General features: G+C 58.3%; 18 protein-coding genes. 12 read left to right on the plus strand and 6 right to left on the minus strand.

Going from position 1 to position 21,407, the window contains the following annotated elements:
* Positions 1-14 precede the first annotated feature (14 nt).
* Positions 15-2,039: a transketolase gene (gene tkt, locus NOR97_RS06955; protein ID WP_257600661.1), complete on the minus strand. Its 2,025-nt coding sequence runs from the start codon at positions 2,037-2,039 to the stop codon at positions 15-17.
* Positions 2,040-2,275: 236 nt separating this feature from the next.
* Here tkt and NOR97_RS06960 point away from each other — a divergent pair, with 236 nt between their 5' ends.
* Genes NOR97_RS06960 through NOR97_RS06970 form a run of 3 tightly spaced genes read left to right on the plus strand, consistent with a single transcriptional unit; the run spans position 2,276 to position 3,869 of the window.
* Entirely contained in the window at positions 2,276-3,130 is an 855-nt protein-coding gene (locus tag NOR97_RS06960; RefSeq protein ID WP_257600662.1) for a hypothetical protein, read from the plus strand.
* Complete coding sequence (locus NOR97_RS06965; RefSeq protein WP_117869062.1) at positions 3,130-3,525, plus strand: cell division protein ZapA; 396 nt, start codon at positions 3,130-3,132, stop codon at positions 3,523-3,525. Before NOR97_RS06960 ends, NOR97_RS06965 begins: the two co-directional genes overlap by 1 nt.
* Positions 3,522-3,869 carry an MliC family protein gene (locus tag NOR97_RS06970; RefSeq protein WP_257600663.1) on the plus strand — a complete coding sequence of 116 codons (348 nt, stop codon included), beginning with the start codon at positions 3,522-3,524 and terminating at the stop codon, positions 3,867-3,869. The genes NOR97_RS06965 and NOR97_RS06970 overlap by 4 nt, the downstream gene beginning before the upstream one ends.
* 6 nt (positions 3,870-3,875) lie before the next feature.
* Here NOR97_RS06970 and grxD read toward each other — a convergent pair whose 3' ends face one another.
* The 5 genes from grxD to NOR97_RS06995 all read right to left on the minus strand — a co-directional run bounded on the left by grxD (position 3,876) and on the right by NOR97_RS06995 (position 10,628).
* A complete protein-coding gene (gene grxD / locus NOR97_RS06975) occupies positions 3,876-4,238 on the minus strand; it encodes a Grx4 family monothiol glutaredoxin (RefSeq protein WP_171116094.1) in 363 nt (120 codons plus the stop codon).
* Between the two features lie 252 nt (positions 4,239-4,490).
* Positions 4,491-4,727 (minus strand): BolA/IbaG family iron-sulfur metabolism protein, encoded by a 237-nt coding sequence (locus NOR97_RS06980; protein ID WP_257600664.1) that lies wholly within the window; start codon positions 4,725-4,727, stop codon positions 4,491-4,493.
* Between the two features lie 135 nt (positions 4,728-4,862).
* Positions 4,863-7,022, minus strand: a complete 2,160-nt coding sequence (gene purL, locus NOR97_RS06985) for a phosphoribosylformylglycinamidine synthase subunit PurL (protein ID WP_257600665.1) — start codon at positions 7,020-7,022, stop codon at positions 4,863-4,865.
* 181 nt (positions 7,023-7,203) lie between these two features.
* A complete protein-coding gene (locus NOR97_RS06990) occupies positions 7,204-9,450 on the minus strand; it encodes a mechanosensitive ion channel family protein (protein ID WP_257600666.1) in 2,247 nt (748 codons plus the stop codon).
* A 269-nt stretch (positions 9,451-9,719) separates the two neighbouring features.
* Positions 9,720-10,628, minus strand: coding sequence for a LysR family transcriptional regulator (locus tag NOR97_RS06995; protein ID WP_170344440.1), 909 nt, complete (start codon positions 10,626-10,628; stop codon positions 9,720-9,722).
* Between the two features lie 169 nt (positions 10,629-10,797).
* Between NOR97_RS06995 and NOR97_RS07000 the strand changes: the two genes are divergently transcribed.
* The 9 genes from NOR97_RS07000 (at position 10,798) to NOR97_RS07040 (ending at position 21,360) form a co-directional block, all read left to right on the plus strand.
* Complete coding sequence (locus NOR97_RS07000; protein WP_257600667.1) at positions 10,798-14,217, plus strand: indolepyruvate ferredoxin oxidoreductase family protein; 3,420 nt, start codon at positions 10,798-10,800, stop codon at positions 14,215-14,217.
* Between the two features lie 78 nt (positions 14,218-14,295).
* The gene (locus tag NOR97_RS07005) at positions 14,296-15,174 is read left to right on the plus strand and encodes a lysophospholipid acyltransferase family protein (protein WP_170344436.1); all 879 of its coding nucleotides are present in this window, start codon (positions 14,296-14,298) and stop codon (positions 15,172-15,174) included.
* Positions 15,175-15,182: 8 nt separating this feature from the next.
* Entirely contained in the window at positions 15,183-15,992 is an 810-nt protein-coding gene (locus NOR97_RS07010) for a glutamate racemase (RefSeq protein ID WP_170344434.1), read from the plus strand.
* Positions 15,993-16,086: 94 nt separating this feature from the next.
* Complete coding sequence (gene argC / locus NOR97_RS07015) at positions 16,087-17,115, plus strand: N-acetyl-gamma-glutamyl-phosphate reductase (RefSeq protein WP_257600670.1); 1,029 nt, start codon at positions 16,087-16,089, stop codon at positions 17,113-17,115.
* 7 nt (positions 17,116-17,122) lie between these two features.
* Positions 17,123-17,569: a cytochrome c maturation protein CcmE gene (ccmE, locus tag NOR97_RS07020; RefSeq protein ID WP_170344431.1), complete on the plus strand. Its 447-nt coding sequence runs from the start codon at positions 17,123-17,125 to the stop codon at positions 17,567-17,569.
* A gap of 118 nt (positions 17,570-17,687) precedes the next feature.
* Positions 17,688-18,299, plus strand: a complete 612-nt coding sequence (locus tag NOR97_RS07025) for a holin-associated N-acetylmuramidase (protein WP_257600671.1) — start codon at positions 17,688-17,690, stop codon at positions 18,297-18,299.
* Positions 18,290-18,868 (plus strand): holin family protein, encoded by a 579-nt coding sequence (locus NOR97_RS07030; protein ID WP_170344427.1) that lies wholly within the window; start codon positions 18,290-18,292, stop codon positions 18,866-18,868. The genes NOR97_RS07025 and NOR97_RS07030 overlap by 10 nt, the downstream gene beginning before the upstream one ends.
* A gap of 75 nt (positions 18,869-18,943) precedes the next feature.
* Positions 18,944-20,908 carry a heme lyase CcmF/NrfE family subunit gene (locus NOR97_RS07035; protein WP_170344425.1) on the plus strand — a complete coding sequence of 655 codons (1,965 nt, stop codon included), beginning with the start codon at positions 18,944-18,946 and terminating at the stop codon, positions 20,906-20,908.
* Positions 20,905-21,360, plus strand: a complete 456-nt coding sequence (locus NOR97_RS07040) for a cytochrome c-type biogenesis protein (protein ID WP_257600672.1) — start codon at positions 20,905-20,907, stop codon at positions 21,358-21,360. Before NOR97_RS07035 ends, NOR97_RS07040 begins: the two co-directional genes overlap by 4 nt.
* Positions 21,361-21,407 lie beyond the last annotated feature (47 nt).

The raw sequence follows: 21,407 nt of genomic DNA on the forward strand, positions 1-21,407 counted from the left end.
CAGATGGGACTGATTTACTGCCCCAACAATTCCTTGACTTTGGCAACGGTTGCTTCGGCCGTGATGCCGAAATGCTTGTACAGGTCACCGGCAGGGGCCGAGGCGCCAAAGCTGGACATGCCGATGAAGCCTGCCTTGGCTTCGCGGCCACGCTCGCCCAACAGCCAGCGATCCCAGCCACAGGCGCGCACGGCGGCCTCGATACCGACGCGAACCGGACCGGCGGGCAGTACGCGCTTGCGATAGGCTTCGTCCTGCTGTGCGAACAGCTCCATGCAGGGCATGGAGACGACGCGGGTGCCGATGCCTTCGGCCTCGAGCATCGCCTTGGCTACCATTGCCAGCGAAACCTCTGAACCTGTTGCAATCAGGATCGCCTGACGCTTGCCCTCGGCCTCGGCCAGAACATAGGCGCCTTGTGCGGTCAGGTTCTTGGTCTTGTGATCCTTGCGCACGGTTGGCACGCCCTGGCGGGTCAGCGACAGCACCGAGGGGCTGTCTTTAAAGGTCAGTGCCAGTTCCCAGGCTTCTGCGGTTTCGATTGTATCGGCGGGGCGGAACACATAGGTGTTCGGCGTCGCGCGCGAGATGGCTAGGTGTTCCACCGGCTGGTGTGTCGGGCCGTCTTCGCCCAGACCGATCGAATCGTGGGTCATCACGAAAACCGACGGGATCTTCATAAGAGCCGCAAGACGCATCGATGGGCGGGCATAATCGGTGAAGGCCATGAACGTACCGCCATAGGGGCGGATGCCACCGTGCAGGGCCATACCGTTCATCGCTGCGGCCATGCCGTGCTCGCGGATACCGTAGTGAATATAGCGGCCCTTGCGGTTTTCCGGCAGGAAGACACCCATATCAGCCGACTTGGTGTTGTTCGATCCGGTCAGGTCAGCCGAACCCCCAACGGTTTCGGTCATGATCGGGTTCACGACGTTCAGAACCTTCTCAGAAGAGGCGCGGGTGGCCAGTTTCGGCTGTTCTTCGGACATCTGCTTTTTGAACGCACGAATGGCACCAGCCAATCGCTTGGGGGCCTCAAACGCATAGGCGCGGTTGAACTCGGCCTGCTTGCGCTCGGACAATTGTGCGAAACGTTCTTCCCAAGCGGCACGCTCGACTGCGCCACGTGCGCCAATGGCTTCCCAAGCGGTTTTGACGTTGCCAGGAACTTCGAAAGCGCCGTGGGGCCAGCCATAGGCCTCTTTCGCGGCTTTCAGCTGATCCTGATCTGTCAGTGCGCCATGACCTTTCGAAGTGTCCTGCGCCGCATGACCCAGAGCGATGTGGGTTTCACAGGCGATCATAGTTGGTTTCCTGGACTTTTTCGCCTGAACAATGGCCGCATCGATGGCTTTGGGGTCATGGCCGTCGATTTCGATCACATGCCAGCCCGAGGCCGCGAAACGGCGGACCTGATCGGTGCGATCCGCAATATCGACAGTGCCATCGATGGTGATGTTGTTGTTGTCCCAGAAGACGATCAGTTTGCTCAGCTCGTGGCGGCCGGCCAATGTGATCGCTTCCTGACTGACGCCTTCCATCAGACAGCCGTCGCCCGCGATCACGTATGTATAGTGATCCACGACTTTCTTGCCGTAATGCGCGCGCTGGATTTCCTCGGCCATGGCAAAGCCCACCGCGTTGGAAATGCCCTGACCAAGAGGCCCGGTGGTGGTTTCAACACCGTCGATCAGAAAGTTTTCGGGGTGACCCGCGGTCTTTGCGCCCAACTGGCGGAAATTCTTGATCTCGTCCAGCGTCACATCGGCGTGACCGGTGAGGTAGAGCAGCGAATAGACCAGCATCGAACCATGGCCAGCCGACAGGATGAACCGGTCGCGGTCCGGCCAGTTCGGGGCCGAGGCATCAAATTTCAGGTGCTTTTCGAACAGAACGGTCGCAACATCGGCCATGCCCATGGGCATTCCGGAATGGCCGGAATTTGCGGCGGCGACGGCGTCAAGGGTCAGGGTGCGGATTGCCGCAGCTTTGTCCCAGTGTTCGGGGTTGGCTTTGCGCAGCGCAGTCAGGTCCACGGGCGTTGTTCCTTTGGATAAAAAGCAGATTGCGCGCTCAATACCATTCAGCACCCAAAGTGCAAGCGGAACTGGGCCTTGATTGCACCGGGCGGGTGAAGAGTGCGGCCCAAGTGGTTGAAACCAAACAGTGGGTATTTTCTGTCGCATTCCGTTAGACTGTCAGCAGGCGGGATTCGGTTTTGATTCGGATCACTTCGCGACAGAATGAACCTTGATAAAGAGGTGACAGGGGCATGAGCCAGTTAGAGGAACTACAGCACCGCATTGTTGCGGCGATAGACCGTATCAGTGCGGGCGTCGAGGGGTTGGGCGGTGCGTCCCGGAATGCTGAGGCAAGTGAGAGGCTTCAAGCCGAACTTGAAGACGAAAGAGTCGCCAATGCGCAGCTTCAGGAACGCCTGAAAACCCTGAAGGAGCAGCACGAACAGCAAGTGGACGGGCTGCGTGCCGATCTGGAAGAGTTGAGGACAGCCCCAGCCGACTCTGACGAAACAGATGCGTTGCGCGCAGAGTTGGAAGAAGCCAGAGCAAAAATCACGTCTGTTGAAGCAGCCCGCGCCGAGCTGGCCGAGGCCAAGGCGGCGTTGGACAACAGTGCTGAACTGGAAGCGTTGAAGGCCGAGAACGAAAGGCTGCGTGCCGAACTTGACGGCATCGAAGATCCTTCGGCGTTGAAGGCCGAGCTTGAGCAAATGCGTGAATTGCTTGCTCAGGCAAAAGAAGTTGAGGCGGAAAACAGCCGCCTCAAGGCCGAACTTGAAGATACGGAACGGGTCAATGAACTGAGCGCAGAGCTCGAGATGCTGCGGGCCGAGAGGGCTAGCCATGGCGCTGCGATGTCCCGGCTGGATGACGATCTGCAACGTATGCGCAAGGCGAACGAACAGTTGCGGAATTCGGTCGAAGAATTGCGTTCTGCGGCCGCAGAAGGGCTGACGGATGCTGAATTGCTGAACCGCGCCACCGTCGCCGAGTTGGAGGCGACACGTGCCGCGCAGGCTTCGGACGCCGCCGAAGCACAGGCCGTGCTGGCACGGTTGGAACCTCTGTTGTCGCAGGCGAAACTTGTAGAAGGTGAGGTAGAGTAATGCCCGAGGTAACAATTCATATCGGCGGGCGCGGTTTTGACGTGTCCTGCCGGGACGGGGAAGAGCCCTTTCTGCACGCGGCTGCCAAAATGCTGGATGACGAAGCGCAGGTACTGTCCGATCAGATCGGGCGGATGCCGGAAGCGCGCATGTTGCTGATGGCGGGGTTGCTGCTGGCCGACAAAACGGCGGCAACGGAAGATAAGGTCAAGGCGTTAGAGGCCAAGCTGGCCGAGGCCGAGGCCGAGCTTCAATCGCTGAGAAACGCGCCTGCGCCGGAGCCCGAGCGCATTGAAGTCGCGGTCGTCCCGCCATCCGTCACGGATACGCTGGCAGAACTGGCGGCACGTGCAGAAGCGCTGGCTTCGGTGGTTGAGGAGAAAACAGCACAATGACGCACCTGCGCAATCTCTTCTGCGGTGCTCTGCTTGTTTTCCCGACAACGGCGGCGCTCGCCGAAATCGACATTCTGTCTGTCACCTTTACCTGTGAGAACGGAGTTCCGTTGCCGGTGACCTATTTCAACGCGCCCGACGGTTCAGGCGCGGCGGCGACGATGGTGGACAACACTCTGGTTGCGATGCGCCAGGTCGAAAGCGGGTCGGGCATCCGCTATGAGTCTCTCGGAGCCGAAGGAACCTATATCCTGCGCTCAAAAGGCTGGAACGCATCAATCAGCTATTTGGCGGCAGGCGCCGCCAATGAGCAGGTGATTTATCAGGACTGTTCCAGCCGGTAGGCCGGATTACGCGTTTGCTTCGCGGATTTTGTCGGCTGCTTCCTTGTTGTAGCCGACACCGTTTTCGTCAAACAACGTGTCCAGTTCACCCGAAAGGGTCATTTCGGTGATAATGTCGCAACCGCCTACGAATTCGCCCTTGACATACAGCTGCGGCACGGTCGGCCAGTCGGAATAATCCTTGATGCCCTGACGCACATCTTCGTCGGCCAGCACGTTCACGTCGGTGTATTCGACGCCCATATAGTTCAGAACACCGGCCACGCGGGACGAGAAGCCACATTGAGGCATTTCCTTGGTGCCTTTCATGTACAGCACCACGTCATTGGCTTTGACGGTTTCGTCGATCTGGGTTTTTACATCGGTCATTTTGCGTTTCCTTTGCTCTTCGGCATCATAGCTTTGGCGTAGTCTTGAGGGTCTTTGGGGACACGATACTGCGTGGAATGCCCTTCGCCAGACCCGCCTGAATCATAGTTTGCGTGGATTGTGCGATAACCTATCCCAGGAAGCGATCCGCGCTTTGGTTGCGGTTCGTTTTTGGATCGGCTCCAAGCCAATAGCGCGACAAGCACGACAAAGACAGTGACCGCAATTGAGATTACAATCGCATGTTCCATTTTACTCCGGCACTTTGGTGGTCAGCGCCAGCGCGTGCAACTCACCATCCGGGCCATCCATCTTGCCTTTCAGCGCGGCATAAACGGCACGCTGCTGTTGTACCCGGTTCTTTCCGCGAAAGCTCTCATCCACCACCATGGCAGACATATGAACACCGTCCTGGCCACCGACCTGAATCTCGGCATGAGGAAAGGCTTCGCGCAGCAGGTGTTCGATTTCGTGGGCGCTCATCGGCATGTAGGTAACTCCAGAAGGTCTTTCCCAAGATGTAGAGCGCATGAACCGGGCGTGCAAGGGCACCGGCACATGCAATAACAACGAAACCCGCACCGGTTCACAGCGCGGGTTTCGATTGGTTTTCGTGTCGCGTTGTCAGGCCACGGCCTCGGCAAAGCTGTTGCGGTAAATCGCGGCAAGTTCATCAAGCGAGGCTTCCGAGCTGCCGATCCTGACCGTCTCGCCGGTGAAACGACCAACCGCATTCAGCGGAACACCGGCTTGACCGGCCGCAATCATCAATGCCTCGGCCTGATCGAAGTTGCAGGCAACAAGATAGCGGGCCTGATCTTCACCGAACAGGAATTCAGTCGGGGCGTCGTCCAGACATACGCCAACGCCTGCGGCTTCTGCCAGTTCGAAGGCAGCCAGAGCGATACCACCATCGCTGAGGTCGGTGCAGGCCTTGATCATCTCGCGGTTGGCGCGGATGAAATCACCGTTGCGCTTTTCGGCATCCAGATCGACATGCGGGGCGTCGCCGTCTTCGCGGTTGAACACCTCGGCCAACAGGGCGGATTGACCCAGATGACCCTTGGTTTCACCGATCACCAGCGCGACATGACCTTCGCGCACCTCATTGCCGATGACTTCGTCCGAGTGCTGCAACAGGCCGACTGCACCAATGGTGGGGGTCGGCAGAATGGCCTGTCCGTCGGTCTCATTGTACAGAGAGACGTTGCCCGACACGATCGGCATATCCAACGCGCCGACTGCGGCGCCGATGCCCTGAATGGCGCCGACAAACTGGCCCATGATCTCGGGCTTTTCGGGGTTGCCGAAGTTCAGGTTGTCCGTGGTGGCCAGCGGCTTGGCTCCGACGGCGGTGAGGTTGCGATAGGCCTCGGCCACGGCTTGTTTGCCGCCCTCAAAAGGGTTTGCGCGCACATAGCGCGGGGTCACGTCGGATGTGAAGGCAAGCACCTTGTCGGTCCCGTGGACGCGGACCATGCCCGCACCCAGACCCGGCGTGCGGACGGTATCCGCCATCACCATGGTGTCGTACTGTTCATAGACCCACTGCTTGCCTGCGTAGTTGGGCGAAGCGAGCAGGGCGCGCAGCCCGTCAATCGGGTCGATCTGAGGCACTTCGGCCAGTTCTTCTGCCTCTGGCGTAGGCTCCCATGGGCGGTCATACTCCGGCGCGGTAGAAGACAATTTGGACAGAACCAGATCGGCTTTGACTTCACCGTTATGCATGATCAGGAAGCGGTCTTCGGCAATGGTTTCGCCGACGATCGCGAAATCGAGATCCCATTTTTCGAACACGGCGCGGGCCTCGGCCTCAAGCTCGGGCTTGAGGACCATCAGCATACGCTCCTGAGATTCGGACAGCATCATTTCATAGGCTGTCATGTTTTCTTCGCGCTGTGGGACGTTTTCCAGATCAAGGCGCACGCCAAGGCCACCCTTGTCGCCCATTTCAACGGCCGAGCAGGTCAGGCCCGCCGCGCCCATGTCCTGGATCGAGATCACCGCACCGGTCTGCATCAGTTCCAGCGTCGCCTCCATCAGGCGTTTTTCGGTAAAGGGGTCGCCGACCTGAACGGTGGGACGCTTTTCCTCGATTGTGTCGTCGAATTCGGCAGATGCCATGGTTGCGCCGCCCACGCCGTCGCGACCGGTTTTTGCACCCAGGTAGACGACGGGCATACCTACGCCCGAGGCTGCCGAGTAGAAGATCTTGTCACTGTCGGCCAGACCGGCTGCAAATGCATTCACCAGGCAGTTACCGTTGTAGGCAGGGTGGAAGCGGACTTCGCCGCCGACGCAAGGCACGCCGAAGCAGTTGCCATAGCCGCCGATACCCTCGACCACGCCGTTGACCAGTTGACGGGTCTTGTGGTGGCCGGGTTCGCCAAAGGACAATGCGTTCATGGACGCGATGGGGCGTGCGCCCATGGTGAAGACGTCGCGCAGGATGCCCCCCACGCCGGTTGCCGCACCCTGATAGGGTTCGATGTAAGACGGGTGATTGTGGCTTTCCATCTTGAAAACCACAGCCTGACCGTCGCCAATATCGACCACGCCTGCGTTTTCACCGGGTCCGCAAATCACCTGAGGCCCAGAGGTGGGCAGGGTGCGCAGCCATTTCTTCGAAGATTTGTAGGAACAGTGCTCGTTCCACATGGCCGAGAAAATGCCAAGCTCGGTGAAAGTAGGTTCACGCCCGATGATCTCGAGGATCATGTCATATTCCTCGGGCTTTAGCCCATGTGCGGCAATCAGATCGGGTGTGATGGCGGGCTCTTGCATCTTCTGTCCTGTGTCCAAGTGGGCCGAGATTGCGCGCCTTGTAGGGCAAGCGCGCGCGTGTGGAAAGGGTCAAGACGGCGCAGGTTGCGTCTTTCAAAGAAAAACGGAACCGGCATCACTGCCGGTTCCGAAGGAATGCACCACGGTACTGGCGCAAAATCCAAGGCGTAAACCGTGACGGTTACGCTGACCCCTGGTCTTTGTTGAGTTGAGCTGCGGCTGCGGCGCCTACAGCGGCCTTCTGTTCCGGGGTAAGGTTTTCGGCCTCTTCCTGCCCCGGTATCGCCACGCGCACCTCTCGGCGGGCAAAGTCGATGCCGTTTTCCTTGAAGGCCGCCTTGACCCGGTTGAAGATCTCCTTGCGCAGGGTGAACTGCTTGCCGGGTTTGGCCATGAACTTGCCGCGGATGATCATGCCGACATCGTCGAAGTCGAACACGCCCTGCGATTTGAACGGTTGCAGGAAGCCATCCTTGTGGGTTTCGTCCTCCATCATTTCGGCACCGATCTTCTTGAAGATCTTCTTGACCTTGTTGGGGTCGGTATCGAACGGCACGGTGAATTTCAGCTTCATGATGACCCAGTCGCGGCTGAAGTTTGTCAGCTTCTGAATCTCACCATACGGGATCGTATGCACGGCACCTCGGTGGTGACGCAGTTGCATCGAGCGAACCGAGATCTTCTCGACCGTTCCCATCGTGCCGCCGACGTCGACATATTCTCCGACGCGGAAGGCATCGTCTATCAGGAAGAAAACGCCGCCCACGATGTCAGCAACCAGTTTTTGCGCACCAAAACCGATCGCCAGACCCAGAACACCGGCACCGGCCAAAAGCGGTGTGATATTGATGCCCAATGCGCCCAGCGCCAACAGGCCAAAAATCACGGCAATCGTGATCTGGGCCGTGATACGCATCAGGGGCAGGACCGTCGCCAGACGAGAACCGCCGGCGCCGCCGCCTTCACCGCCGGCTTCTTCGTCCAGCGCCTCGGCCGCAGTCTGTTCCCTGGCCAAACGGCGGTTGATCCACAGCGAGACGACCTCGTTCAGGATATAGCCAACGGCGATGATCAGCAGGAATTCGATCACGGCACCGCCAACTTCGGCACTGACACCGGCCGACGCGACATTGCGCAGGTCAAGGTGCCACGCGCGTGCAATCATGAAGACCACGACCAAGCCCGCGATAACGCGACCAATCCGGATATAGCTGCGTTTCGCGGAACGGTAGGCGCGTTCGGCAAGAGGGCCTTCGCCCGACATGGGCGGTTGCAAATGCCGCACGAGACCACGGATCAGCGTATCCAGCGCAGGGGCAATCAACAACCAGAACATCGTCGTGAAATGCGCGCCGCCGGTCAGCAATCTCAACGTCGCTGGATCACGCTGTGCGACCAGGAATTCGACCAGAAGCCAGATTGCCACCGAAACGCCGATGGCAAAATAGGGGTAATAGTGCGCAACTTCTTCATCGAATTTCGTGTGATCCGGGTCCGTCCCCAGCATCATTTGCGACAGACCTTCACGCGCGGTCCAGGCGATTACGGCGATATAGACGTGAATTGCCGCGTTCAGCCAGAAGCCAATGCGGGTATCGTCACCCGTGATGCCATTGAGCGCGTTGAACCGAACGACGAACAGCGTGAATCCGATAAGGATCAACAATCCGATCAGGTTGCGATGCAGGTACTTGGCCCAGTGGTCGTCGATATTGACCAACCGGAATTGCGGCTTCTCCGGCGCCAGAACAAACCGTGACGCAGCCGCGCCCAAACGCGGCACCCAGATAAGATAGAATACAAACGGTGCAGCATAGGTGATCTGTTCCGTCGTCAGAAGACCGCGGCCAACCGCGCGGATCACGACATAGAATACGATCAGACCGGCGATTTCGCGGCAGAACCGGCGAAACAGGTAACTGACGGCGCCCCAAAGGTCGGCCTCGCCCGCCGCTTCAGTTGCTTCATGCCAGCGACGGGTCAGGAAGATGAACAGCTTTTCCGCTATGAACCCGACGACAAGCACTGAGAGGACAAGCCCAAACAGAGTAAAGACACCAGTCGTTCCGAACGTATCGCTAAAATTGCTGAACGCGGTTATCTGTGCCGTGATGATGTTGGGAGCGGTGGTCAGAACATGCGTCCAGGACGTGACCATGGCTGCCCAGATATCGCTTATCTCAGTCAACGGGTCTTCTACGTTCGCTTTCTCGGCAGCTTGTTTTTCCGCCACGGCATCAAGGCGTTCCAATAGAATGGCGCGAACCTGGTCATCGGACATGCGCGCGACCAGATCGTCGACCTGTTCGGGTGTCAGGTCTTCCGGAATGGTCACAGTAGAAGTTGAACCGGTGTCTTGTGCGTATAGCGGCACCGCCAAGAATATTGCGGAGATGATCGCCAGAACGAGGCGGGGTAGGTGGAACATGTATTTTCCCTCAAACACGAATTTGTATCGTTTTTTGGGGATCATATTCCTATGCGTGTATTTTTCCCAGAGCTTTCGCTGACTTAATGCAGGGTCCGGCCAAAAAAAAGGCCGAGCTATAAGCTCGGCCGTAGTCCAACAGGGAGGTATGAAGATGATGAGCGTTTCAGCATCACCGCCTTCGAGTGCTCATTTAGGGGTCAGTTTGTTAACGTTCAAGACAATTAACCCTGTGATCTATTCATGTCTGATATGCTGTTTGCGCATAGCTACAATTTTCCCATCTGTTTCAATTGCTTGCGCTGCGCGATGATTTCGTCCTGAACAAAGTCACGAAACGCGCCAACGCGCTTTGAGTGTCGCAATTCTTCCGGGTAGGCCAGATAGACCGGAACATCTGCGGCTTCGATGTCTGACAGAATGGGCACGAGGTGCGGAAAATCCTGTGTTACGTAATCGGGCAGAACACCGATGCCCAGATTGTGCAAAACGCCCTGAAGCACGCCAAAATAGTTGTTTACCGTCAACAAGGATGCCGGATTGTAGGTCATCAGGTGGCGCACCATGGCTGCGCCGGCCCCAACCTGCGGTGCCGCAGGGGTCTGGCAGATCAGACGGTGGTTCTTGATCTCTTCCAGGGACTGCAACATGCCGCCGTGGCTTTCGATATAGTCCTGGGTTGCATATAGTACCATCTGAACTGTCATCAGGCGCTTGCGCACCAGGTCGGCCTGGCTGGGCTCTTTCATGCGGATGGCGACGTCCGCTTCGCGCATCGGAAGATCCAGAACGCGTTCTTCAAGCATCAGGTCGATGTTCAGATCAGGGTATTGCTCGTACAGTTTGGGCAAACGCGGTGCCAGCCAGAGTGTGCCAAAGCCGAAGGTCGTCGTGACCCGCAAAACACCAAAGACTTCTTCCTCGCTGTCCCGAATGCGCGCCGCTGCTGCATCCAGCCGTTTCGACATGGCGGATGTGGCGTCGAACAACAACTCGCCCTGTTCGGTGAGAATCAGCCCCCGTGCATGGCGGTGGAACAGTGTGGCATCCAGAGACTCTTCCAATGCGCGGATCTGTCGGCTTACGGCGGATTGAGACAGATTAAGCTTGTCTCCGGCGTGCGTGAGGCTGCCGGCATCCGCCACCGCGTGAAATATTCTAAGCTTGTCCCAATCCATCGCCGCAACTTTCGTTATCTTTCAGAAGCCCTATATGAAATAGGTAACAAGTTCTACATTCAAAGGACGAAATCGTTACATATCAGTGGATAAATTCTATACAGGTCAGAAATTATGACCTAAAATGAACCCAAGTAAAGCACACTGATCTGACGAGGGGAGACGTCTGATGAGCCAGCCACAGATTACGCTGAACGACCGGTTCGATCTTGAGAAAAGCCCGGTTCTTCTGAACGGAACACAGGCGCTTGTGCGCTTGATGCTGATGCAAAAGGCCAGAGACCGGCAAGCGGGTCTCAACACCGCTGGATTGGTCACTGGATACCGCGGGTCTCCTTTGGGGGCCGTAGATCAGCAAATGATGCGGGCCCAGAAGCCGCTGGCCGAAAGCGATGTCACGTTTCAGTTCGGTTTGAACGAAGACCTGGCAGCCACCGCGCTTTGGGGCAGCCAGCAGGCGGGGCTGCGCGGCGACGGCAAATTCGATGGGGTATTCGGGCTTTGGTATGGCAAGGGTCCGGGCGTCGACCGATCCGGTGACGTCATGCGCCACGCAAACATGGCGGGTACAGCCAAACATGGCGGTGTGCTCATGGCGATGGGGGATGACCATACCGGCGAAAGCTCGACGGTGCTGCATCAATCCGAATGGTCGCTGGTCGACATGTATATGCCGATCGTCAGCCCTGCCGGCGTTCAGGAAATCCTCGACTATGGCATTTATGGATTTGCACTCAGCCGATTCGCGGGTGTCTGGGTCGGCCTGAAGACGATGAAGGACACGATCGAAGTCACCTCGGTCGTGGATGGCAGTCCGGACCGGATGCAGGTGGTCATCCCTGAATTCGATATGCCGGATGGCGGATTGAACATCCGGTTGGGGGACACGCCGCACATGCAGGAAACGCGTGTCATCGATTACAAAAGGTTCGCGGCCGAGACGTTTTCGCACGCCAACAAGCTGGACAAACGGATGTGGGGCAAACCCGGCGCCAAGATCGGCTTTGTCGCGGCTGGCAAGAACTGGCTGGACCTGACACATGCGCTTTCGCTTCTGAATATCGATGAAGCCGAGGCCGAGCGTCTGGGCATTACCACCTACAAGGTGGGGCAGACCTTCCCGTTGGATATGGCCGGATTCCACGACTGGGCCGAGGGGCTGGATCTGATCGTGATCGTCGAGGAAAAGCGCAAGCTGATCGAGGTTCAGGTCAAAGAGGCCATCTTTGACGACCGGCGCGGACGCCGGGTCTATGGCTGGTACAAAGGCGGGGCCGGGGCGTTGCACCGGGAAGAACTGTTCCCGACGCGCGGTGCGCTTGACCCGATCATGATCGCTGAAAAGCTGGGCGAAATCCTGATTGAAGAGGGTCGAGAGACCGATGGTATCCGGGCCGGGCTGGCATCTTTGTCAGAAGCGCGCCGGGCTGACAACGCGCAGGAAATTGCGACGCGTCTTCCGTATTTCTGTTCCGGCTGTCCGCACAACAGCTCGACCAAGGTACCGGAAGGCAGCCGCGCCTATGCCGGCATCGGCTGTCACTACATGGTACAATGGATGGATCGCGAGACGACCGGATTTACGCAAATGGGTGGGGAAGGCGCCAACTGGATCGGCGAGGCTCCGTTTTCGACGACCAAGCACGTGTTCCAGAACCTTGGCGATGGCACGTACAACCATTCGGGCGTTCAGGCGATCCGGGCCGCGTTGTCCGCAGGTACCAACATCACTTTCAAGATCCTGTTCAACGACGCGGTCGCCATGACCGGCGGGCAAGAGAATGAAGGCGGCCTGACGGCCGAACGGATCGTTGCCGAGGTCAAGGCAATGGGTGTCCGAGAAGTGGCCCTGGTTTATGACGAAAAGGAAGACGTCAACTTCAAGGCTCTGCCCGACAGCGTCCAGACATACGAGCGTGCCGACCTCATGCAGGTGCAGGAGAAGTTTCGCGAGATCGAGGGCGTATCGGTCATCGTTTATGTTCAAACCTGCGCCGCCGAAAAGCGCCGCCGACGCAAGCGCGGTACATTCCCCGATCCCGACAAGCGGGTGTTCATCAACACCGATGTATGTGAAGGCTGTGGCGATTGCGGTGTACAGTCAAACTGCGTGTCGATCGTTCCCAAACAGACTGAGCTGGGCCGCAAGCGGGCCATTGATCAATCGAGCTGCAACAAGGATTTCTCGTGTCTGAACGGTTTCTGTCCTTCGTTTGTAACGCTTGAGGGCGCGAAAATTCGCAAAGAGGCGACGACCGAAATTGATCTGCCGGATCTGCCGATGCCGGATCTGCCGAAGATCACCGGTACGCACAACGTCGTGATTACCGGCGTTGGCGGTACGGGGGTCGTCACCATTGGCGCGATCCTTGCGCAGGCGGCGCAGATCGACGGAAAAGGCGCGGGCATGATGGAGATGGCGGGCCTGGCGCAGAAAGGCGGCGCAGTCCACATCCACTGTAGATTGGCCAACCGCCCCGAGGACATCAGCGCGATACGCGTCGCCACAGGCGAGGCCCATGCGCTGATCGGCGGTGATCTGGTGGTCTCGGCCGGCGCCAAGACGCTGGGCCTGACGCGCACCGGACGTACGGGGGCCGTCGTGAACAGCCATGAAACGGTGACGGGCGACTTCACGCGTGATACCGAGTTCCGCATTCCGGTGGATCAGCTGGAACTGGCCCTGCAAGCGCGGCTGAAAGAAGATGTTTCGCTGTTTGATGCGACAGAACTGGCGCGCGCGGTGATGGGGGATTCAATCTATTCCAACATGATGATCTTCGGCGCGACCTGGCAGCGCGGACTGTTGCCGGTCAGCCATCAGGCGATATTCGAGGCCATCGAGTTGAACGGCACAGCAGTCGAACGCAACAAGCGCGCGTTTGATGTCGGCCGTTGGGCGGTTCTGCATCCAGACGAAGTACAATCCATCCTTTCGCCAACCGTGGCCGAGATGCCCAAGACGCTGGACCAGATCATCGCGTTTCGCGCGCAGCACCTGACGGACTATCAAGGTGCACGGCTGGCCAGGCGGTACCGCAAGCTGGTGGACAGTGTAGAGGACGCGGATGTGCGCGAAGCGGTGGCAAAAGGCTACCACAAGCTGTTGTCGTACAAGGACGAATACGAAGTTGCGCGCCTTCTTCTGACCAGTCGGGAAAAGGCGGCGGCCGAGTTTGATGGTGACTTCAAGATAACCTTTCACCTTGCCCCGCCGATATTCGGCGGATCGGGCAGCAATGGCAGGCCGAAAAAGCGTGCCTTCAGCGAATCCATCATGACTGCGTTGAAACTGTTGACCAAACTCAAGGCATTGCGCGGCACACCACTGGACATTTTCGGGTATTCATCCGAACGCAAGATGGAGCGCGCCCTGATCCGACAGTATGAAAAGGATATGCGCGAGGTTCTGCCCCTTGTGTCGCAGGGCACCCGTGATGCGATTGCCGCCCTGGCCCGCTTGCCGCTGGATATCCGCGGATTTGGGCCGGTTCTGCGGGAAAATGAGGCCAAGGCTGCCAAACGGCGAGAGGAGCTGCTGGCGGTCATCCGCAGCGGTGGGCCTGAATTGCAAGCCGCGGCAGAGTAATTCGTCACAAGGGTGTCACGATAGCTGGTCAAACCTGTTGCTTGCATTTATTTTGCGCGCAGCAAAACGGAGCCCTACATGTCTTCTCGCCGTCATGTCGTTCGTGACATCTCGTATGCGCATTCCGCCGAAACCAAGGGGGGGCGGCTGGTCATCAGGCTGATGGAGAACACCACGGGACGGTTGCGTCTGATCAAACGGGCGGACGGCTACGAACAAGAAGTTGCAAAGGGTCGGGATTTCTGGTCGGTCATGGTCGATCGCTATGGATTGACCTTGGATGTCGTTGGTGGCGCACTGGAGAATATCCCCAAAGAGGGTCCGCTTATCCTGATTGCAAACCATCCGTATGGAATTCTGGATGGGCTGATGATGGGGCATATATTGTCGCAGACCCGTGGTGATTTCCGGATTCTCGCAAATCGCGTTTTCCGCAAGGCCGAAGACCTGAACCGTATCGTTTTGCCTGTTTCGTTTGATGAAACCAAAGAAGCGGTGAAACTGAATCTGGATACGCGGAAAACCGCATTGAATTACCTCGGCGATGGCGGCGCGATCGGGATTTTCCCTGGGGGTACGGTCAGCACCGGCGTCAATCCGTTCGCGCATCCCATGGATCCGGGGTGGCGCGGTTTCACGGCCCGCATGGTGGCGAAATCCAATGCCACCGTCGTTCCGGTGTTCTTCGACGGGCACACGTCACGTTTGTTTCAGATAGCAAGCCATATGCACAACACCCTGCGCATGGGCTTGCTGATCAAGGAGTTCAAAAAGCGTGTCGATACCCCGGTCAAAGTGGTGATTGGCACGCCTATCGGGCGCGACATTCTGGATCCGCTGGGCAAGGATACGCGCAAGATGATGGATTTCCTGCGCAAAGCGACGTATGAGCTGTCTCCGACACCGCTGAAGTCTTATGACTATGGCTATGAATTTGAGGAACGGCATCGCGCCTGAAGGGGCTAATGGCAGTAGGTATCTTTGATTCCGGATTGGGCGGTCTGACCGTCCTGAGCGCCGCGCAGACACGTCTGCCTGACGTTGATTTCCTGTATTACGCGGACAGCGCGCATGCCCCGTACGGTGTGCGCGATGCCGAAGACATCTATCAGCTGACCCGAAAGGCCGTGCAGGACCTTTGGGATCGCGGCTGCAATCTGGTGATTCTGGCTTGCAACACCGCCAGTGCGGCGGCGCTGCGTCGGATGCAGGAAGAAGGCGTGCCCGACGGCAAAAGGGTTCTTGGTGTCTTTGTCCCATTGATCGAAGCCCTGACCGAACGGCAATGGGGCGACAACTCCCCACCACGCGAAGTGGCGGTCAAGCATGTCGCCTTGTTCGCCACGCCCGCCACTGTGTCCAGCCGTGCCTTTCAGCGCGAGCTGGCGTTCCGGGCAATTGGCGTGGATGTCGAGGCGCAGGCATGTGGTGGCGTCGTGGATGCCATCGAAGACGGTGACATGATCCTTGCCGAGGCGTTGGTGCGCAGCCATGTGGAAGCCCTCAAGCGCAAGATGCCCGAACCGCAGGCGGCCATTCTGGGCTGTACGCATTACCCGCTCATGGCCGAAGCATTTCAGGCGGCATTGGGACCTGACGTGCAGGTCTACAGCCAGGGAGAGCTGGTTGCTGAAAGCCTTGCGGATTACCTGCATCGCCACCCCAACATGCTGGGTACCGGCCCGGGAGGCTTCCTGACGACGGGGAAACCCAATGTGGTGAGCGATCGGGCGACCCAGTTCCTCCGACGACAAATCACATTCGAGGCCGCCTGACTTAGGTCAAGGACGCGGCCGTTCTGCTTTCATTATTCCAAGACCGTCGCATCGGCGGTCGTAACATGTGACACACGTTGAGAAGAGGTCTGACATGACCCATAAAATCGCAATTCTGGGCGCCTCGGGCTACACCGGTGCGGAACTGGTGCGGCTGATCGCCGAGCACCCGAACATGGAAATCGTCGCGCTGGCCGCCGAACGCAAGGCGGGGATGACCATGGCGCAGGTTTTCCCCCATCTGCGCCACATGGACCTGCCGGATCTGTGCAAGATTTCCGAGATCGATTTTTCCCGGATCGATCTGTGTTTTTGTGCCCTACCGCACAAGACCAGCCAGGAAGTGATCAGTGCGCTGCCCAAGGATCTGAAGATCATCGACCTGTCTGCTGACTTCCGGCTGACTGACCCGGACGAATATGAAAAGTGGTACGGAAACCCGCATACCGCGCTCGCGCAGCAGGAAGAGGCCGTTTATGGCCTGACCGAGTTCTACCGCGACGAAATCCGGGACGCACGGCTGGTGGCGGGCACAGGGTGCAACGCGGCAACCGGTCAATACGTTCTGCGGCCGCTTGTTTCTGCCGGGGTGATTGATCTGGACGATATCGTGCTGGATCTGAAATGCGCTGTTTCCGGGGCAGGGCGGTCGCTGAAGGAAAACCTGCTGCATGCCGAACTTAGTGAGGGCACCAACGCCTATGCCGTCGGCGGGACCCACAGGCATCTGGGTGAGTTCGATCAGGAGTTTTCCAAACTGGCCGGGCGTACGGTTCATGTGCAGTTCACCCCGCACCTGATCCCTGCAAACCGGGGCATTCTGGCCACGACCTACGTAAAAGGTGACCCGCTGAGCATCTATGAAACGCTTGCAAAAGCTTATGCGGATGAGCCTTTCATTCAGATGCTGCCGATGGGCGAGACACCGTCGACCCACCATGTGCGCGGGTCCAACTTCTGTCATATCGGTGTTGTGGCAGATCGGATCGAACGGCGTGCGATCGTGATCGCGGCGCTGGATAACCTGACAAAAGGTAGCAGCGGCCAAGCCTTGCAGAACGCCAACCTGATGTTAGGTGAGATTGAAACCCGGGGCCTGATGATGGCGCCGTTATTCCCATGAGGACGGTATGAAAACGCTCAAGAAACGTCGCCGAGTACAGGTCATTCTGGTAGCTATCGTTGCCTTGGTGGCATCGACGGCGTTGATTGGCTATGCCATGCGCGACGGGATCAACTTTTTCCGCTCGCCAAGCCAGGTGATTGCCGAACCGCCCAAGCCGACCGAGGTCTTTCGGATTGGCGGCCTGGTCGAAGAAGGTTCGATCATCCGTGGGCAGGGCGAAACCGTACATTTTGTCGTCACCGACGGCGGCGAAAGCGTCAAGGTTTCTTTCACCGGGGTCCTGCCTGATCTGTTTTCGGAAAATCAGGGCATGGTCGGCACCGGGCGTTACGTGAACGGTGTGTTTGAAGCCACTGAAATTCTTGCCAAACATGATGAAACCTACATGCCGAAGGAAGTCGTGGACGCGTTGAAAGAGCAGGGCGTCTACAAAGAGGCTGAAGAAAGCTGACCTGACCAATATCCATGTTGAGGGCGTTGCGCGCGGGATGCGGGCAGCGCCCTCGGCCGTTCAGGCTTGTTAATTCTTTTTCGGGATCGTCAGTGCCATTCAACGAAATGAGGGCGCTATGCAAACGGTTCGGCAGATTGCCAAGGAAATTGTGCGTCGGGAAGGCGGATTCGTGAATGACCCGGACGATCCGGGCGGGGCAACCAAATATGGTGTCACGATCCACACGATGCGCAGGCTTGGACTGGATCTAACCGGGGATGGGCTGGTTGACATGGCGGATGTCCGGGCGCTTACTCAGCGCGAGGCGGTCGATATTTTTGTTCAGCACTACTTTGAAAAGCCACGCATCGCGCTGTTGCCGGATATTCTGCACGCCCCTGTCTTTGACATGTACGTCAATGCCGGTGCGCAAGCAGTAACAATCCTGCAACGGCTTTTGCGTGAAATGGGGTTTGACGTCGTGGCAGATGGCGTGATCGGCACGCAAACGGCGCAGGCGTGCGAAGACGCGGCCCGACCAGATCCCAACGCGTTGCGCGATGCGTACGGCGTAGCGCGGCGGAACTATTATTTTCGGCTCGCCGACAAACGCCCGGCATCCAGAAAATACGCGCGCACCCGATCTGGTGGCAAAGGAGGCTGGATCAAACGGGCCGAAGAGTTTCTGTCGCCACGCTATCGTCTGACGGAAATTGAATTCAAGGAAAGGGTTGCGGCATGGGGTTGATCTCGGGGGTATTGGCTCTGCTGTTCGGGGGCGGTCGCAACGCTGTGCGTGAGACGGTTGAAATATACCGGGAAAACGCCGAGTCCCGTGCTGAGAGAGCAACAGCGTTGCAAAGCCAGGCAATGATGCAGTTCGGCGGAGAGTTCGTGGTTCCTCAAAAAGGCCTGTTCGACCGCGTCATGGATGGTGTGAACCGGTTGCCGCGCCCGGCATTGGCGCTTGGAACGCTGGGATTGTTTGTTGCCGCAATGGTGGATCCGCTGTGGTTCGCCGAACGCATGCAGGGCATTGCACTGGTGCCGGAACCTCTTTGGTGGTTGCTGGGCGTGATTGTGTCTTTCTATTTTGGCGCGCGCCATCAGAGCAAAATGCAGGATTTTCAGCGGGATATAGGCGCAGCCATGCAACGCCTGCCGACGGTAATGGAGAACATAGAAACGGTGCGGGCCATGCGCAGCGACAGCCCGGGCGTCGCCGACCCCGGCCCCGATGCCAACCTGATACAGAACGCCTCGATTCCTGACGCGAATCCAGCGTTGACCGATTGGCGCAAGCTTCGGGGGCTTTGACCCGCGACACTATGTGCCCCCGGATCATGCGAAAGTTAATGGCCCCCGGTTCGGCCTCGGAGTATATTCCGGGGCATGATTACAGAGCTTGGCCACTTCGCCCTTATCCTTGCCTTTTTCGTCGCCATCGTGCAAAGCGTGGTGCCTCTGATCGGTGCGTCAAAAAACTGGACCGGCTGGATGGCTTTTGCCGAGCCTGCTGCCATCGTCCAGTTCCTGCTGACTGCTTTTTCCTTCGGTGCGCTGATCTGGGCTTTCATAATGTCGGATTTTTCGCTGCGGATCGTGGTCGAAAACAGTCATTCAGCAAAGCCGATGCTTTACAAGATCAGCGGGACGTGGGGGAACCACGAGGGGTCGATGCTGCTATGGGTGCTGATTGTCACTCTGTTCGGAGCGATGGCAGCTTTCTTCGGGGGCGGGTTGCCCCCAAGCCTGAAGGCGCGTGTGCTGGCGGTACAATCATCCATCGCGGTCGCGTTTTTCGCATTCATTCTGCTGACTTCGAACCCGTTTGACCGGCTGGCAATTGCGCCGTTTGACGGGCGGGATCTGAACCCGCTGTTGCAGGATCCCGGTTTGGCCTTCCACCCGCCATTTCTGTATCTCGGCTATGTGGGGCTGAGCATGGCGTTCAGTTTTGCCATCGCCGCGCTGATCGAAGGGCGTATCGATGCGGCATGGGGCCGCTGGGTTCGCCCATGGACGCTGGCTGCCTGGGTGTTTTTGACCATCGGTATCGCGCTGGGGTCCTGGTGGGCGTATTATGAGCTGGGCTGGGGCGGTTTCTGGTTCTGGGACCCGGTTGAGAACGCTTCGTTCATGCCGTGGCTTCTGGCGGCAGCACTGCTGCATTCGGCAATCGTTGTCGAGAAGCGCGAGGCGCTGAAAAGCTGGACCATCCTGCTGGCAATCATTGCCTTCGGGTTTTCGCTGATCGGGACATTCATCGTTCGTTCGGGGTTGCTGACCTCGGTTCACGCCTTTGCCAATGACCCGGAACGCGGGGTGTTCATCCTGTTCATTCTGGTGGTTTTCATCGGTGGGGCGCTGACTTTGTTTGCCGCGCGGGCGCAGGCGATGGAGGCCAAGGGTGTCTTCGGCATGGTCAGCCGCGAAAGCGCGCTGATCGTAAACAACGTCCTGCTGGCGGTCAGCTGTTTCGTGGTCTTTGTCGGCACCATGTGGCCGATGGTGGCCGAGATGATGTTTGATCGCAAACTCTCGGTCGGGGCGCCGTTTTTCAACGCAGCATTCTCTCCTTTCATGGTTTTGTTGGGATTGATCCTTCCCATTGGGGCCATGTTGCCGTGGAAACGGGGACGGATTGGAAAAACGGCCTGGTCGCTGCGCTATGCCTTTGGTCTGGCCTTGGCGATTGCTTTGCTGGTTTGGGCGATGCAGACCGGCCGCAGCGCTTTGGGGCCGGTGGGTCTGTTCCTTGGGGCGTGGATTACGTTTGGCGCCATCGTTGATCTGTGGAGCCGTACGGGGCGCAACGGCAGCCTGAAACGCTTGCTCCGTCTGCCGGGGGCGGATTGGGGTAAAGCCGTCGCTCATACCGGGCTGGGAGTTACCATCTTTGCCATCGCAGGTCTGACTGCGTGGGAGGACGAGGATATTCGCGTCGCCCAACTCAACCAACCTTTCGAAGTCGGACAGTTCACGCTGACATTGCAAGACGTCCGTCAGGTTGAAGGGCCGAACTATTTCTCGACCACGGCGGATGTTCTGATTGAAAAGAATGGCCGCCCGATCGGGACATTGCATCCCGAAAAGCGGGATTACCCCGTTGCGCGGATGCCCACGACCGAAGCGGCGATCGATTATCGTTTCCTCGGGGACCTTTACGTCGTGATCGGCGATCGACAGGCAGATGGTGGCTGGGTGATGCGAACTTATATCAAGCCGCTGGCAAACTGGATCTGGGGCGGCTGTATCCTAATGGCGCTTGGCGGTGTCCTGAGCCTGTGTGACAGGCGCTTCCGCGTGGCCGCAGGCGCAAGAAAAACCCCGGTCGGCGGAGTACCTGCGGAATGAAACGCCTTGTTCTGATTCTGATGATGCTCGCAACCCCTGTCATTGCGGTGCAGCCTGACGAGGTTCTGGATGATCCGGTTCTGGAACAGCGGGCGCGGGATCTCAGCGCCGGGCTGCGCTGCCTCGTGTGCCGCAATGAGAGCATCGACGAAAGCAACGCGGATCTGGCGCGTGATCTGCGCGTGTTGTTGCGGGAACGGTTGGTGGCTGGGGATACGGATGAACAGGCGATCGCATTTATCGTTGACCGGTATGGCGAATACGTACTTCTGAAACCGACTGCCAGCGGCTCGAACCTGTTTTTGTGGCTGGCCGGGCCAATCATGCTGTTGATCGCTGCCGCGGTTGGGCTGAACTTTCTCCGCACCCGGGCCAAGGCCCGTGCTTCGGTGGACTCTGTCGCGTTGAGTGGGGACGAAAAAGAACGTCTGCGTCAAATTCTTGAAGACTGACGCGTGGTTCTGCTTTTCCCGTCCCGTCCGGGCCAGTAAGTGTGCAA

This window comes from Ruegeria sp. YS9, assembly GCF_024628725.1.
Lineage (GTDB): Bacteria > Pseudomonadota > Alphaproteobacteria > Rhodobacterales > Rhodobacteraceae > Ruegeria > Ruegeria atlantica_C.

What these genes read in the sequence shown, in the direction of transcription:
- NOR97_RS07035 (WP_170344425.1), top strand. Translation starts at nt 18,944, where the DNA reads ATGATTACAGAGCTTGGCCACTTCGCCCTTATCCTTGCCTTTTTCGTC.
- NOR97_RS07005 (WP_170344436.1), top strand. Translation starts at nt 14,296, where the DNA reads ATGTCTTCTCGCCGTCATGTCGTTCGTGACATCTCGTATGCGCATTCC.
- purL (WP_257600665.1), bottom strand. Translation starts at nt 7,022, where the DNA reads ATGCAAGAGCCCGCCATCACACCCGATCTGATTGCCGCACATGGGCTA.
- NOR97_RS07000 (WP_257600667.1), top strand. Translation starts at nt 10,798, where the DNA reads ATGAGCCAGCCACAGATTACGCTGAACGACCGGTTCGATCTTGAGAAA.
- NOR97_RS06980 (WP_257600664.1), bottom strand. Translation starts at nt 4,727, where the DNA reads ATGCCGATGAGCGCCCACGAAATCGAACACCTGCTGCGCGAAGCCTTT.
- argC (WP_257600670.1), top strand. Translation starts at nt 16,087, where the DNA reads ATGACCCATAAAATCGCAATTCTGGGCGCCTCGGGCTACACCGGTGCG.
- NOR97_RS06960 (WP_257600662.1), top strand. Translation starts at nt 2,276, where the DNA reads ATGAGCCAGTTAGAGGAACTACAGCACCGCATTGTTGCGGCGATAGAC.
- NOR97_RS07030 (WP_170344427.1), top strand. Translation starts at nt 18,290, where the DNA reads ATGGGGTTGATCTCGGGGGTATTGGCTCTGCTGTTCGGGGGCGGTCGC.
- NOR97_RS06970 (WP_257600663.1), top strand. Translation starts at nt 3,522, where the DNA reads ATGACGCACCTGCGCAATCTCTTCTGCGGTGCTCTGCTTGTTTTCCCG.
- NOR97_RS06965 (WP_117869062.1), top strand. Translation starts at nt 3,130, where the DNA reads ATGCCCGAGGTAACAATTCATATCGGCGGGCGCGGTTTTGACGTGTCC.
- NOR97_RS06995 (WP_170344440.1), bottom strand. Translation starts at nt 10,628, where the DNA reads ATGGATTGGGACAAGCTTAGAATATTTCACGCGGTGGCGGATGCCGGC.
- NOR97_RS06990 (WP_257600666.1), bottom strand. Translation starts at nt 9,450, where the DNA reads ATGTTCCACCTACCCCGCCTCGTTCTGGCGATCATCTCCGCAATATTC.
- NOR97_RS07025 (WP_257600671.1), top strand. Translation starts at nt 17,688, where the DNA reads ATGCAAACGGTTCGGCAGATTGCCAAGGAAATTGTGCGTCGGGAAGGC.
- grxD (WP_171116094.1), bottom strand. Translation starts at nt 4,238, where the DNA reads ATGACCGATGTAAAAACCCAGATCGACGAAACCGTCAAAGCCAATGAC.
- NOR97_RS07010 (WP_170344434.1), top strand. Translation starts at nt 15,183, where the DNA reads ATGGCAGTAGGTATCTTTGATTCCGGATTGGGCGGTCTGACCGTCCTG.
- NOR97_RS07040 (WP_257600672.1), top strand. Translation starts at nt 20,905, where the DNA reads ATGAAACGCCTTGTTCTGATTCTGATGATGCTCGCAACCCCTGTCATT.
- ccmE (WP_170344431.1), top strand. Translation starts at nt 17,123, where the DNA reads ATGAAAACGCTCAAGAAACGTCGCCGAGTACAGGTCATTCTGGTAGCT.